The 13,704-nt window shown below is 67.7% G+C and carries 13 protein-coding genes; 9 read left to right on the forward strand and 4 right to left on the reverse strand.

The window, feature by feature from the left end:
* Nucleotides 1–96 precede the first annotated feature (96 nt).
* From ACOFKS_RS05225 to mazG, 9 genes are all read left to right on the forward strand, one after another.
* Nucleotides 97–1,119, forward strand: coding sequence for a lytic murein transglycosylase (locus tag ACOFKS_RS05225; protein ID WP_419808187.1), 1,023 nt, complete (start codon nt 97–99; stop codon nt 1,117–1,119).
* Nucleotides 1,103–1,549 (forward strand): septal ring lytic transglycosylase RlpA family protein, encoded by a 447-nt coding sequence (locus ACOFKS_RS05230; RefSeq protein ID WP_419808188.1) that lies wholly within the window; start codon nt 1,103–1,105, stop codon nt 1,547–1,549. The genes ACOFKS_RS05225 and ACOFKS_RS05230 overlap by 17 nt, the downstream gene beginning before the upstream one ends.
* On the forward strand, nt 1,546–2,712 hold the full coding sequence (locus ACOFKS_RS05235) for a D-alanyl-D-alanine carboxypeptidase family protein (protein WP_419808189.1): 1,167 nt from the start codon (nt 1,546–1,548) through the stop codon (nt 2,710–2,712). Before ACOFKS_RS05230 ends, ACOFKS_RS05235 begins: the two co-directional genes overlap by 4 nt.
* A gap of 4 nt (nt 2,713–2,716) precedes the next feature.
* Complete coding sequence (locus ACOFKS_RS05240; RefSeq protein WP_419808190.1) at nt 2,717–3,676, forward strand: DNA polymerase III subunit delta'; 960 nt, start codon at nt 2,717–2,719, stop codon at nt 3,674–3,676.
* Between the two features lie 53 nt (nt 3,677–3,729).
* On the forward strand, nt 3,730–5,277 hold the full coding sequence (gene metG, locus ACOFKS_RS05245) for a methionine--tRNA ligase (RefSeq protein WP_419808191.1): 1,548 nt from the start codon (nt 3,730–3,732) through the stop codon (nt 5,275–5,277).
* The gene (locus ACOFKS_RS05250; RefSeq protein WP_419808192.1) at nt 5,277–6,056 is read left to right on the forward strand and encodes a TatD family hydrolase; all 780 of its coding nucleotides are present in this window, start codon (nt 5,277–5,279) and stop codon (nt 6,054–6,056) included. Before metG ends, ACOFKS_RS05250 begins: the two co-directional genes overlap by 1 nt.
* Nucleotides 6,053–6,817, forward strand: coding sequence for an MBL fold metallo-hydrolase (locus ACOFKS_RS05255; RefSeq protein WP_419808193.1), 765 nt, complete (start codon nt 6,053–6,055; stop codon nt 6,815–6,817). Before ACOFKS_RS05250 ends, ACOFKS_RS05255 begins: the two co-directional genes overlap by 4 nt.
* Nucleotides 6,814–7,425, forward strand: a complete 612-nt coding sequence (locus ACOFKS_RS05260; RefSeq protein WP_419808194.1) for a retropepsin-like aspartic protease family protein — start codon at nt 6,814–6,816, stop codon at nt 7,423–7,425. Before ACOFKS_RS05255 ends, ACOFKS_RS05260 begins: the two co-directional genes overlap by 4 nt.
* Nucleotides 7,426–7,504: 79 nt before the next feature.
* Entirely contained in the window at nt 7,505–8,212 is a 708-nt protein-coding gene (gene mazG, locus ACOFKS_RS05265; RefSeq protein WP_419808195.1) for a nucleoside triphosphate pyrophosphohydrolase, read from the forward strand.
* On the opposite strand, the gene hflX is transcribed toward mazG, so the two are convergent.
* From hflX to ACOFKS_RS05285, 4 genes are all read right to left on the reverse strand, one after another.
* Entirely contained in the window at nt 8,193–9,500 is a 1,308-nt protein-coding gene (gene hflX, locus ACOFKS_RS05270; RefSeq protein ID WP_419808196.1) for a GTPase HflX, read from the reverse strand. The two genes, mazG and hflX, sit on opposite strands and share 20 nt — an antisense overlap.
* On the reverse strand, nt 9,497–9,991 hold the full coding sequence (hfq, locus tag ACOFKS_RS05275) for an RNA chaperone Hfq (protein ID WP_419808197.1): 495 nt from the start codon (nt 9,989–9,991) through the stop codon (nt 9,497–9,499). Before hfq ends, hflX begins: the two co-directional genes overlap by 4 nt.
* 116 nt (nt 9,992–10,107) lie before the next feature.
* Entirely contained in the window at nt 10,108–11,478 is a 1,371-nt protein-coding gene (locus ACOFKS_RS05280) for a sigma-54-dependent transcriptional regulator (RefSeq protein ID WP_419808198.1), read from the reverse strand.
* A gap of 4 nt (nt 11,479–11,482) precedes the next feature.
* Complete coding sequence (locus ACOFKS_RS05285; protein WP_419808199.1) at nt 11,483–13,666, reverse strand: ATP-binding protein; 2,184 nt, start codon at nt 13,664–13,666, stop codon at nt 11,483–11,485.
* Nucleotides 13,667–13,704 lie beyond the last annotated feature (38 nt).

Here is a 13,704-nt window from a genome sequence, read left to right on the forward strand (position 1 = left end):
CGCACGCCTGCGATAGAGCCGTCGCGCCCATCGGTGCAAGCACCGCGACGAGGTGGGTTCCCGGTGCGACGTGCGCGTGCCACTAGTCCGCGCATGATGGCGTGGATCAGAGCGGGGGCGGCGGCGGCGCTGCTGACGATGGCGGGCGGTGCGGCGGCACAGGACGACGGGGCCGCGTTCCAGGCGTATCTCGGCACGTTGCGGGCGCAGGCGGTCGCCGCCGGGGTTCGACCCGATACCGTCGACGCGGTGCTGCCGACGCTGACGCTGGACCCGCAGGTGATCCGCAACGATCGTGCGCAACCGGCACCGGTCAGCAGCACCAGCTTTTCTCCCTTCGCGCCGTATCGCGTCCAGCACGTCAACGCCGCGTTGATCGCGGGTGGCCGCCGGGTCTGGGTGGCGCAGCGCCCGCGCCTCGCCGCCGTCGAGCGGCAGACCGGCGTTCCCGAGTCGATCACCGTCGCGATCTGGGGCCACGAGACCTCCTACGGCGCCGTCACCGGCCGCTACGACCTGCTCCGCAGCCTCGCGACGCTGGCGTTCGAGGGGCGTCGCCGCGCGCTGTTCGAGGGCGAGTTCGTCGCCGCGCTCAAGATGATGGACGGGGGCGTCCCGCGCGAGAAGATGCGCGGCAGCTGGGCGGGCGCGTTCGGCGGGCCGCAGTTCCTGCCGTCGGTCTATCTCCGCCTCGCCCGCGACGGCGACGGCGACGGGTTCGCCGACGTCTGGACCAGCGACGCCGACACGCTCGCCTCGATCGGCAATTATCTCCAGGACGCGGGGTGGCGCGCCGGTCAGCCGTGGGGCGTCGCGGTCGGCGTACCGCCGCAGTTCGACCGGTCGAGCTTCCGCACCCGCCTCGTCGCGCCGCGCTGCCCGCGCGTGTTCGTGCGCCATTCGGGCTGGCGCACCATGGCGGAGTGGCGCGCGGCCGGGCTGGTGCCGCAGGCGGGCGGCTGGCCCGCCGACGACGTGCTCGCGACGCTGATCGAGCCGGACGGGGCGGGGGCGACCGGCTATCTGCTGACCGGCAACTACCGGGCGATCCTCGATTACAATTGCTCGAATTTCTACGCGCTATCGGTCGGGCTGCTCGCGGATGCGGTGGCGCAGTAGCGTTGTCGCGGCGACTTTGGTCGTCGCCGCCTGCAGCGGCGGCGAGCGACCGCGCGTCGACGGCCGCTATGCCGCGACGGGCATCGCCAGCTGGTATGGTGCGGCCTTCGCCGGCCGCCGCACCGCTTCGGGCGAGCGCTTCGATCCCCGTGCGATGACCGCCGCGCACCGGACGCTGCCCTTCGGCACGCTGGTCGAGGTCACGGCGCTCGCCACCGGCCGCGCGCTGGTCGTCCGCATCAACGATCGCGGTCCCGGTCGGGGCGACCGCCTGATCGACCTGTCGCAAGCCGCCGCCCGGCGACTCGGCATCGACCGTGAACCCAGCCGTGTCAGTGTGCGAACGCTGCAACGCGGACGTGACGCGGCCCCGGCGGGTGGTTATGACCGGCCGACACGTCACCTACGCCAACATCCGGATCCGCAATGACACGGTACATCGCCGCCCCGCTCGCCGCCTCGCTGCTCGTCGCCCCCACCCAGGCGGCCGCCCCGCAGTTCTCCGGCGCCGCCCCGATCGCCTATATGGAGGACCTGTCGACCGGCGCGGTCCTGTTCGCCCGCGACGCCGATCGCCGCATGCCGCCGGCGTCGATGGCCAAGATGATGACCGTCTATGTCGCCTTCGACATGATCAAGCGTGGCCAGCTGAAGCTTGACCAGACCTACCCGGTGCGGCCGGAAACCTGGCGGAAATGGCATGGTCCGGCAGCGGGTTCGACGATGTTCCTCTCAGTCGATGAGAACGTCAGCGTCGACAATCTGCTCAAGGGGATCGTCACGCTCTCGGGCAACGACGCTTGCGTCGTGCTCGCGGAGGGCATCTCCGGCACCGAACAATCCTTCACCGATCGCATGAACGAGACGGCGAAGCGGCTCGGCCTTGCCAACAGCCACTTCGGCACCTCCAACGGCTGGCCCGACAACGGCGTCACCTATGTCACCGCCCGCGATCTCGCCAATCTCGCGGCGGCAACAATCCGAGACTTTCCAGACCTTTACAAGCGGTTCTACTCACTGCGTGAGTTCACCTGGGGCAAGACGCTGGGTGCCGGTGCCGACATCACCCAGGCCAACCGCGACCCGCTGCTGGGCCGCGTCGCCGGCGCCGATGGGCTCAAGACCGGCCACACCGACGAGGCGGGCTACGGGTTCACCGGTTCGGCGGAGCAGGGCGGGCGGCGGCTGGTGATGGTCGTCGCGGGGCTCAACAGCTTCAACCAGCGGATCGAGGAGTCGGTCAGCTTCATGGATTGGGGCTTTCGCGCCTGGCAGGCCCGCCCGATCGTCGCCGCCAACCGCCATGTCGCCGATGCCGAGGTCCAGCTCGGCGACGCGGGCACCGTCGGCCTGACCACGCCCAAGGTCCTGTCGGTCGCGCTGCCGAGTGGCGCTACCCCGGTGCTGCAGGCGCGCATCGTTTATGACGGGCCCATCAAGGCCCCGATCGCCAAGGGCGCGCACGTCGCCGACCTGGTCGTGACCAGCGCCGGCCTCCCCGAACAGCGGCTGCCGCTGGTGGCGGAGAACGCGGTCGGGGAGGCGGGCTTCTTCCGCCGGGCTTGGTCGGGACTGACCGGCCTGTTCGGCTGACGTCGTGACGTCGATCGTCGGCAACGCGGCCGCACAAGCGGCGTTCGCGAGCGCGCTGGCCGAGGATAGTCTGCACCACGCCTGGCTGATCGCGGGGCCGGAAGGGGTGGGCAAGGGCAGCTTCGCGCGGTCGGCCGGCGCGCGGCTGGTCGGTGGCGGCACGCAACGCGACGACCTGATCGCCGCGCGCGCACACCCGGACTTCAAGGTCGTGGAACGAGAGGTCTGGGGGAAGACCGACACGCTGGTGCCCTATGACGAGCGCAAGGAGGGCGACGCCCCGGCACGCAGCATTCGCGTCGCGCAGGTCCGCTGGCTGCGCAACGAGCTGACGACCCGACCGTCGCTCGGCGAACGACGGGCGGTCATCATCGACGCGGTCGACGATCTTGAGGCGTCCGGCGCCAATGCGTTGCTCAAGAGCCTGGAGGAGCCGCCGCTGGGCACGATCTTCCTGCTCGTCAGCCACGCGCCAGGGCGGCTGCTGCCGACGATCCGGTCGCGCTGCCGCCTGCTCCGGTTCGGATTGTTGAACGACGAGGAGGTCGCGACGGTGGTCAGCCGCGAGCAATCGGACCTGTCCCCGGCCGAACTCTCCGCCCTGGTCGCGGCGGGGGAGGGCGCACCGGGGCGGGCGCTGCGCTTCGCCGGTCTCGACGTGCACGGCCTCGACGCGGCGATCGCGGCGATCGCGGGGGACGGGGACGTCGACAATGCGAGGCGCAGTGCTCTGGCGCGTTCGCTGGCGGGCAAGTCGGCATCCCCCCGCTACGAGGCATTCCTGGAGCGGGTGCCTGCCTTCATCGCGCGCGAGGCGCGGCGCCGAAGCGGGCCCACACTCGCGGCCACGCTGGACGCTCATGGCCGCGCGCGCGACCTGGCGGGGGCGTCGCTCGGCATGAGCCTAGATCCGCAAGCGACGGTCTGGGAAATGGCAAGGCTGCTCGCCGGGTTGCCGCGCTAGGCGTGGCGCGATGGGGGTGACGCGCGTGCGCCGGCTCTGCTAATCGCGACGATATGGCCGACCCATTCTACATCACCACGGCGATCCACTACCCCAACGGCCGGCCGCATATCGGCCACGCTTATGAAATGGTCGCCGCCGACGCGATCGCGCGGTTTCAGCGGCAGGCGGGACGCGACGTACGGTTCCTGACCGGCACCGACGAACACGGCCTCAAGATGACGCAGGCCGCACGCGACCGCGGCATTCCGACGCGCGCGTTCGCCGATGAAATGTCCCTGCATTTCAGCCGCATGGCTGACAGATTTGAGATCTCGTACGATCGCTTCATCCGCACCGTCGACACCGATCACTATGCCGCCAGCCAGGCGATCTGGCAGCGGATGGCGGACGCGGGCGACCTTTATCTGGATCGATACGAGGGCTGGTACTCGGTCCGCGACGAGGCCTTTTATGCGGCGGACGAGCTGACGGGGGAGGGCGACCAACGCCTGTCACCGCAAGGCACGCCGGTGGAGTGGACGGCCGAGGAGACATGGTTCTTCCGTTTGTCCAAATACCAGCAGCCGCTGCTCGATTTCTATGCCGCCAATCCCGACTTCATCCGCCCGGAAAGCCGTCGCAACGAGGTGCTGCGCTTCGTCGAGGGCGGGCTGTCCGACCTGTCGGTGTCGCGCACCAGCTTTGATTGGGGCGTGCCGGTGCCGGGTAGCCCCGGCCATGTGATGTACGTGTGGGTCGACGCGCTGACCAATTACCTGACCGGGACCGGCTGGCCGGGCGAGGCGACGGAGAACCGGTTCTGGCCGGCCGACCTGCACCTTATCGGCAAGGACATCGTCCGCTTCCATGCGGTCTATTGGCCGGCGTTCCTGATGTCGGCGCAGGTCGCGTTGCCGAAGACGGTGTTCGGGCACGGCTTTCTGCTCACGCGCGGCGAGAAGATGTCGAAGTCGGTCGGCAACGTCGTCGATCCGATGGCCTTGGCCGACGCCTTCGGTGTGGATGCGCTACGCTATTTCTTCCTGCGCGAAGTGAGCTTCGGTCAAGACGGCAGCTACTCGCCCGAAGCGATCGTCACGCGGGTCAATGCCGAGCTGGCGAACAGTTTCGGAAATCTCGCGCAGCGGACATTGTCGTTCATTGCCAAGAACTTGGAGGGCGCTCTTCCTGCGACCGGCAAGGCCGCCGATGCCGATGGCATTCTGATCGAGGAGGTCGTCTTGGCGTGCGCGGGGCTGCGGACCGCGTTCGACGACCTGATGCTCTCGCAAGGCGTCGAAGCATGGTTGCGAGGGGTTTACGCCTGCAACCAGTATATCGATGCGGAGGCACCTTGGGCGTTGCGGACGACCGATCCCGAGCGAATGCATGCGGTGCTCGGCACGTTGCTGCGCGCGATCCGGATGCTGGCGATCGTGATCCTGCCGGTGGTGCCCGAGGCGGCGGGCAAGGTGCTCGACCAACTCGGCGCGAGCGAGCGAGACCATGCGGCGGTTGACGACGACGGCTGGCTGGCGCGGACGGCGGCGAGCGGGTTCCGGATCGCCGCGCCAACGCCGGTACTCCCGCGGCTCGAAATGCCTGTCGATCCCGCCTGATGCTCGCCGACAGCCATTGCCACCTGAATTACAAGGGTCTGGTCGAGGAGCAGGCGGCGGTGCTGGCGCGGGCGCGGGCGCGCGGCGTCACCGCGATGCTTAACATCGCGACGCGCGAAAGCGAGTGGGACGCGGTGCTCGCCACCGCCGAGCGCGAACCCGACGTCTGGGCCACGGTCGGCATCCACCCGCATGAGGCCGATCAGCATCCGCATGTCGACACTGCCAAGCTGGTCGAGCGGGCACGTCACTCCCGCGTCGTCGGGATCGGCGAGAGCGGGCTGGACTATTATTACGACCATTCCGATCGCGCTCGCCAGCAGGCGAGCTTCCGTGCGCATATCGGTGCCGCGCGTGAAGCGGGCGTTCCGTTGATCGTCCATACGCGCGACGCGGAGGACGATACCTACGCGATCATGGCCGACGAGATGGGGAAGGGCGCCTACACCGCTGTGATCCACTGTTTCACCGGCACGGGAGCTTTCGCCGACAAGGCATTGGAATTGGGCTTCTTCATTTCCATTTCGGGGATCGTGACGTTCAAGAGCGCGCGTGATCTTCAGGAAACGGCGGCGCGGCTGCCGATCGATCGGCTGCTGATCGAGACCGATGCGCCGTTTCTCGCCCCCGTGCCGCATCGCGGCAAGCCGGGCGAGCCGGCGTTCGTCGCCGACACGGCCGCTTTCCTGGCGACCCTGCGCGGCGAACCGGTCGAGCACATTACCCGACGGACGGCCGGGAACTTCCATGCGCTTTTCGCCAAGACGGTCGCCGCGTGAAGGCGCGCATCCTCGGGTCGGGAACGTCGTCGGGGGTGCCACGCCTGGGCAACGATTGGGGTGCCTGCGATCCGGCCGAGCCACGTAATCGACGCACGCGTGCCTCGGTGCTGGTCGAGCACGACGGGGTCCGCGTGCTCGTGGATACCAGTCCGGACATGCGCGAGCAGTTGCTCGCCGCCGATGTCGCGACGGTGGACGCGATCATCTGGACACACGATCACGCCGATCATCTGCACGGGATCGACGATGTCCGTCAGATCTACCATGCGACCGGTCGACCCGTCCGCGGTATGGCGCGCGCGGGCACGCTGGACGTCATCAGGCGCCGCTTCGCCTATGCCTTTGTCGGGCGGGACGGCTATCCGGCGACGATTGCCGCCGAGGTCCTGCAAGACATGGTGCGGATCGGCGGTTTGACGATACGGACGGCGGATCAGCCGCACGGCAGCATCACGTCGACAGGTCTACGCTTCGAAGCTGATGGCAAGTCGATCGGCTATGCGACTGATTTTCATGCGATGACGGCGGCCATGCGGTCGCTGTATACCGGGCTCGACACCTGGATCGTCGACGCGCTGCGACACGCGCCTCATCCGACCCATCCCACGGTGGCGGCGGTGCTCGGCTGGGTCGCGGAATTGACGCCGGCACGGACCGCGCTGATCCACATGGACCACTCGATGGATTACCGCACGGAGGCGGCGCTGCTGCCCGCCGGCGTCGAGCCCGGCTATGACGGTCTGGAGTTGGTGCCATGAACGACGGGTTCGGTCCGAACGCCTGGATCTATCTGGTCCTGCTGATCCTGCCGATCTCCGCCCTGATCGGGCGGCGGGTGCCAGTTCTTCGGATGGTGACCATGCTCGCGACCTGGGGCGCGTTGTTCGTCGTGCTCGCCTTCGTCGTCGCGCAGCGCGAGCGCTTCGATCCGTACCTGGCACGCTTCACGAGCATGCTTCATCTGTCGCAACAAGAGGTGATCGGCAGCGAGGTGCGGATCAGGATGAGCGCGGATGGGCATTTCTGGGCGGATGCGACGATCGGTGGCGTGTCACGGCGGATGCTGGTCGACAGCGGCGCGACGATCACCGCCTTGTCGAGCGGAACCGCGGCGGCTGCGGGTATTAGGCCCGAGAAGCCGCTGTTCCCGGTGCTGATCCAGACGGCGAACGGGCAGATCTCTGCGCAGACTGCGGCAGTGCCGGAGCTGAAGCTCGGCACCGTCGTCGCTCGAGATTTGCCGGTCGTGGTTGCGCCGGCGTTCGGCGACACGGACGTGCTAGGGATGAATTTTTTGTCAAAGCTGAAGTCATGGCGGGTCGAGGGGCAAACGCTCGTCCTAGAGCCTCACCATCCCCAGAGTTAAACATAATGTGTATTATCGCTCTTTGGCTTTGACTGAAATAGTGTCCCCTTCGTCTCCCATCGATCGTCTGGTCGCGATCATGGCGCGACTGCGCGACCCGACCTCCGGGTGCGAGTGGGATCAGGCGCAAAGCTGGTCGACCATCGCTCCTTATACCATCGAGGAAGCCTATGAAGTGGCCGATGCGATCGCGCGTAACGACACGGCCGATCTAAAGGACGAACTCGGCGATTTACTGCTTCAAGTCGTGTTTCACAGCCGGATTGCCGAGGAAACCAAAGCCTTTACCCTGACCGACGTCGCATCCGGCATCGCCGACAAGATGGAGCGGCGCCACCCTCATATCTTCGCCGGGGCCGACAAGCTCGACTGGGAGGCGAGCAAAGCCGATGAGCGACGTGCCAAGGGCGTGGGTGGTGCGTTGGACGGCGTCGCGCTCGGTCTGCCGGCATTGCTGCGCGCGGAAAAGCTGCAAAAGCGCGCGGCGCGGGTCGGGTTCGACTGGCCAGATGCCAGCGGCCCACGGGCGAAGATCGATGAGGAACTCGAAGAGGTGGAAACAGCGACGGGGGATGCGGTGGCGGAGGAGGTCGGCGATCTACTCCTCGCCGTCGTCAATTGGGCACGTCACCTCGGCGTCGACGCAGAGGGCGCTTTGCGGGTGGCGAACCGGAAGTTCGAGCGGCGGTTCGGCGCTATGGAAGCCCAGGCTGGTGACGTCTTTTCGACGCTTTCGCTCGATGAGAAAGAAGCGCTGTGGCAGGCGGTCAAGCGCCGCGACGGGTGAACCGGTCATAGTCCGACGGTGACAGCCGTACGTCATAAGCCGTAACGTCCTCTCCCTGCTCCTGCGTCAACACCTCGCCATGGGCGTGAAGCCACGCCGCACCGGCGCCGTCGCTGTCCGGCAGGACGACACGGTAGCGGCGATGGCCGGCGGTCAGGTCGCCTGCGATGCGGCGGGTGAGTTCCCCCACCCCTTCCCCGTTCAGCGCCGAGATCGCCACCACGTCGGTACGGCGCGCCGCGTCGGCGAGGAGCGCGTCACGGCGGCGGGTGTCGAGCAGGTCGAGCTTGTTCCACGCTTCGATCCGCGGTGCTTCGGGAGCGACGCCGATCTCCGCCAGCACCGCCTCCACGTCGGTGCGCTGAGCCTCCGCGTCCGGGTGAGCGACGTCGCGGACATGAATGAGCATGTCGGCCGCGACCACTTCTTCCAGCGTCGCCTTGAATGCGGCGACGAGTTGGGTCGGGAGATCGGAAACGAAGCCGACCGTGTCGGACAGGATCGCCTTGTCGAGACCGGGCAGCGAGATCTGCCGCAGCGTCGGGTCGAGCGTCGCAAAGAGCAGGTTTTCCGCCATGACGTCAGCGCCGGTCAGGTGATTGAAAAGCGTCGACTTTCCCGCGTTGGTATAGCCTACCAGCGCGATCACCGGCCACGGCGCGCGCTGACGGCGATCTCGATGCAACCCGCGGGTGCGGCTGACCTGTTCCAGCTCGCGCTTGAGCCGCGCCATGCGATCGCGGATCAGGCGGCGGTCGGCCTCGATCTGTGTTTCGCCGGGCCCGCCGAGAAAGCCGAAGCCGCCACGCTGGCGCTCGAGGTGAGTCCAGCTGCGGACCAAGCGTCCGGCCTGATAGTCGAGATGCGCGAGTTCCACCTGCAAGCGGCCCTCGGCGGTCGCGGCACGTTCGCCGAAGATCTCCAGGATCAACCCCGTGCGGTCGATCACCTTCGCTTCCAGCGTGGTCTCCAGATTGCGCTGCTGCACCGGCGTCAGGCCGGCGTCGAAGACGACCAGCTGCGCGTCCTCCTGTCGCACGCGGATCGCCAGTTCGTCGGCCTGCCCGCTACCGATCAGCGTCGCCGGGCGCGGCTGGCGGACCTTGAGCGCGATCTTGTCGGCGACGACGAGGCCGATCGCAGCCGCGAGGCCGGCGGTCTCGTCAAGCCGCGCCGCGGCATCGCGCGTGGCGTCACCTCGATCGGGCAACACGATCAGCGCGCGCGCACCCCGCGCGAAGTCGTCACGATCGCGGTCGAAGCCACCGCCTTGCACAGTCGAGCTCAATCCGACTCGTCCTCGGGCTCGACGCTCTCTTCGGCGAGGTTGAGCGGCCGCGCCGGCTGGATGGTCGACACGGCATGCTTGTAGACCAGCTGCGCCATGCCCTCGCGGGTCAGCAGCATGCAGAACAGGTCAAAGCCGGCGATATAGCCCTGCAGCATGACGCCGTTGATGAGGAACATCGTCACGCTCTCGTCGGAGCGCTTGACCGCGTTGAGGAAAACGTCCTGCAACAACGGCTTACGCCCGGTTTCTCCCGTCGCGCCGACGATTGCGTCGAGGTCGATCGGCCCGGCGGGCATGATCGTGGAGATGGCGTGCTTGTAGATCAGCTGCGACTGGCCGTCGCGGCGAAGCAGGACGGAGAAATTGTCGAACCAGGTGACGATGCCCTGGAGCTTGACGCCCTTGACCAGGAACATGGTGACCGGCGTCTTGGTCTTGCGCACGCCGTTGAGGAAGAGGTCCTGCAGCGAGCCTTGCTTGTCGGCCATCTTGTGTGCCTTTCGTCATTGGCGGGGTCGTGCCCCGCGGCGCGCCGGTGCCCGGCGTCGGATTGCCCCCGCTCGATCGGGGAAGCGGGCGGTTTAGGCCGGTCCGGGGTCCGGGTCTATTCCTCTCTCGTCTCCGCGATACCGAGCAGCTTCAGCTTCCGGTGCAGCGCGGAACGCTCCATGCCGATGAAGCTCGCCGTGCGCGAAATGTTCCCTGAAAAGCGCCGGATCTGGACGCGGAGATATTCGCGCTCGAAAGTCTCGCGTGCCTCGCGCAAGGGTGCGCCCATCATAGCCCCCGCGCCTGCCCCCCCACCGTCGTCGCCAAGCACCTCCGCGGGGAGCAAATCCAGGTCGATCCGTCCGATGCGATCCCCCGGCGCCAGGATGATGGTGCGTTCGATGACGTTGCGAAGCTGGCGAACGTTGCCCGGCCAGTCATAGGATTGCAGCACGACCATGGCGTCGGACGCAACCTCCGGCGTCGGCACGCGGCGATCGTTGGCGTAGTGGGCGGTGAAATGCTGGACGAGCGCCGGGATGTCCTCGCGGCGCTCGGCGAGCGAAGGGATCGCGACCGGTACGACGTTGAGGCGGTAATAGAGGTCCTCGCGGAAGCGTCCCTCGGCGATCTCGTCGGTCAGGGTGCGAGAGGTGGCGGACACGACGCGGACATCGACCTTTACGACGCGGGTGCCGCCGACGCGGGTGAAGCTCTGGTCGGTGAGGACGCGCAGGATACGGGCCTGCGTCGTGACGGGCATGTCGGCGATTTCGTCGAGGAACAGCGTGCCGCCATGTGCCTGTTCGAGCAGGCCGGGGCGGACGACGTCGCCGCTCTCCTCCACCCCGAACAGTTCTTCCTCGACCCGCTCCGGCGTCATGCGGGCGGCGGAGACGATGACGAATGGCGCATCGGTACGCTGGCTCCAATTGTGGAGCAGCCGCGCGGCTACTTCCTTGCCGACGCCGGCCGGGCCGGTGACGAGGACGCGGCTGCCGGTGGCGGCAACGCGCTTCAGGGTGGCACGGACGCCGTTGATCGCGCCGGAGCTGCCGGTCAGGTCGACATCGCGCCCGGCCGTGGCGCGTAGCGACGCGACTTCGCGGCGAAGTCGCTCGGTTTCGGTCGCGCGGGCGACCATCAGCAGCAGACGCTCGGCCTCGAACGGCTTTTCGATGAAGTCCGCGGCGCCCCGGCGGATCGCGGCGACGGCGGTGTCGAGGTTGCCGTGACCGGAGATGACCAGCACCGGCACCGTCGGATCGCGGCGCTTGATCTCGTCGAGCAGTTCGAGACCGCCGAGCCGCGAGCCGTGGAGCCAGACGTCGAGCAACACCAGCGACGGGCGGCGCGCGGCGATCGCCTCCAGCGTGTCGTCGCTGTTGGCGGCGCTTCTCGTGTCGTAGCCTTCGTCTTCCAGCACGCCGGCGACCAGTTCGCGAATGTCCTGTTCGTCGTCGACCACGAGGATATCGAGCGCCATGGTGTCAGGTCCGTATCGGCATGAGTTGGGCGAGCTGTTCCTCGCCGGAAGGGCTGGCGGGGTCGGCGCCGTCGTGGAGTGCGGCAAGCGCGGCGACATCGAAGGACAGCGTGACGACGGTGCCGCCACCGCGACCGTCGGACAGCGTCATGGTGCCGATATGCTCCTCGACGATCTTCTTGACGATCGCGAGCCCCAGGCCGGTGCCGCGCGCGCGGGTGGTGACATAGGGCTCGACGATGCGATCGCGGTCGGCGGGTAGGCCGGTGCCGTTGTCGGAGACTTCGATAATCACTCGGGCCGCGGCCGCCCGAAGCGTCAGGGCTACTTCCCCCTCCCCTCGTCCGGTCGCCTCGATCGCCTCGGCGGCGTTCTTGACGAGGTTGGTGAGCGCCTGGCCGATCTGACGACGGTCGCAGACCAGGTGCGGCTCGGGGTCGGGGGTCGAGAGCATGAAGCGGATGCCTGGATGCGCGACCTCGTGCAGGAACAGCGTCTGGCGCGCGATGTCGGCGAGCGGCTCGTCGCGGAACATCGGTTTCGGCATGCGCGCGAAGGAGGAGAACTCGTCGACCATCCGGCGCAGGTCGCCGACCTGACGCACGATGGTATCGGTCAGGCGCGCGAAGGTAGTGTCGTCGGGATCGACCTTGGCGCCATAGCGGCGCTGGAGCCGTTCGGCGGCGAGCTGGATGGGGGTGAGCGGGTTCTTGATCTCGTGCGCGATGCGGCGCGCGACGTCGGCCCAGGCGGCGCGACGCTGATCCAGCTGTTGCTGGGTGATATCGTCGAAGGTGAGGATGTTGCCCGCAGCACCGCGCGCGATCCGGACGGCCAGCGTCCGGGGCTCCCCCTCCCCCACCTGAACGATCGCCTCGCGCTGACCGTCGCGTAGCAGTAGGTCGAGTGCGGGCGCGATCTCGATCAGCGGGCGGCCGACGAGCGCGTCGATCCCGAGCAGGCGTGCCGCCGAGCTGTTGGCGATGGTGATCCGCCGCTCCGCATCGCTGGCGACGACGCCGGCGGAAACCCCGGCCATCACCGCCTCGATCAGCGCGCGGCGGCTTTCCAGCGCACTGTTCTGCTCCTGCAATCGCCCTGTCATCTGGTTGAAGGCGCGGCCGAGCGTGCCGATCTCGTCGCGCTCCTTGGTTTCGTGAACGCGGGCGGCGAGGTCGCCGTCGGCGACGCTCCGCGCCGCGCCGACCAGCTCGTCGATCGGTCGGATCAGGCGGTCGGCGACGCGCAGCGCGATCCAGACCGCGATGCCGACGATGAGCAGCCCGATGAGCAGGAGGCCGGCGTTGAAGCGAAGCTGGAGTGCGCGCGAACGGGTCTGCAACGCCTGGAAATCACGGGTGATCGCGTCACTACGCCGCAGTTGCTCGGCCAGCTTTCCCTCGAATATTCGAGAGCCGAACAGATAGCTGCGGCGACCGTAATCGAGACGGACCAGCATGCCGATCCGATCGGCTTGTTGCACGAGTACGTAGGGCTTACCCGCGTCCAGCTCCCGCATCATCTTTGGGGTGACGACGTTAACGAGCGGTCGCAGATACGGATTGACGACGGCGAGCGGCGCACGGTCCGACGCGCTGACGATCATCCCTTCAGACATTTCCCGCTGCAAGACCTGAAACGACAGGTATCGCGCGAAGTACGGGTCCTCGATCGGGGTCGTATGGAGCTGATCGGCGATGTCTATCGTCATTGCGCGCATCTGCGCCGCGATGTCATCGACTTCGCGCTGATAGTTGCCACGCACCAGCTCGCGGGTGTTACCCAGCATCGCCTGTGCCTGTGAGGACGACCAGAACGCCGCGCCGTATTGAAACAGCAACGACGCCGCGATCGTCACCAGGATCATCGGGACCGCCGCCGCCATCGAGAACAGCGCGACGAGGCGAACGTGGAGCTCCCCGTTTCCCCCCGATGGCGAGCGGGCGGCGCGGCGGCGCGCGATGCTGCGGCCGATCAGGACGAGGACGACCGAACCGGCGATCAGGTTGCCGACCAGCAGCAATGCGATCAACAACGGATTGTAAGGCGTAGCCGAGCTGCCCTGCCGCATCACCAGGATGTAGCTGACGGAGCCGACCGCGATGAGAAGGGCGACCAGCAGCGCGCGCAGCACCGGCATCAGCGTCGGTGGAGAGGAACGCTCCTCCCGACCGACTTCAGCGAGCACCGACAACGCCATTGCCCCATCGCTACAGCCTCAACTGT

This window comes from Sphingomonas sp., from assembly GCF_965200135.1.
In the GTDB taxonomy this organism is placed as follows: Bacteria; Pseudomonadota; Alphaproteobacteria; order Sphingomonadales; family Sphingomonadaceae; genus Sphingomonas.

Excerpts from the sequence above, each read along its gene's own strand:
- ACOFKS_RS05225 (WP_419808187.1), top strand. The coding sequence starts at position 97 with ATGGCGTGGATCAGAGCGGGGGCGGCGGCGGCGCTGCTGACGATGGCG.
- ACOFKS_RS05230 (WP_419808188.1), top strand. The coding sequence starts at position 1,103 with ATGCGGTGGCGCAGTAGCGTTGTCGCGGCGACTTTGGTCGTCGCCGCC.
- ACOFKS_RS05235 (WP_419808189.1), top strand. The coding sequence starts at position 1,546 with ATGACACGGTACATCGCCGCCCCGCTCGCCGCCTCGCTGCTCGTCGCC.
- metG (WP_419808191.1), top strand. The coding sequence starts at position 3,730 with ATGGCCGACCCATTCTACATCACCACGGCGATCCACTACCCCAACGGC.
- ACOFKS_RS05250 (WP_419808192.1), top strand. The coding sequence starts at position 5,277 with ATGCTCGCCGACAGCCATTGCCACCTGAATTACAAGGGTCTGGTCGAG.
- ACOFKS_RS05260 (WP_419808194.1), top strand. The coding sequence starts at position 6,814 with ATGAACGACGGGTTCGGTCCGAACGCCTGGATCTATCTGGTCCTGCTG.
- mazG (WP_419808195.1), top strand. The coding sequence starts at position 7,505 with ATGGCGCGACTGCGCGACCCGACCTCCGGGTGCGAGTGGGATCAGGCG.
- hfq (WP_419808197.1), bottom strand. The coding sequence starts at position 9,991 with ATGGCCGACAAGCAAGGCTCGCTGCAGGACCTCTTCCTCAACGGCGTG.
- ACOFKS_RS05280 (WP_419808198.1), bottom strand. The coding sequence starts at position 11,478 with ATGGCGCTCGATATCCTCGTGGTCGACGACGAACAGGACATTCGCGAA.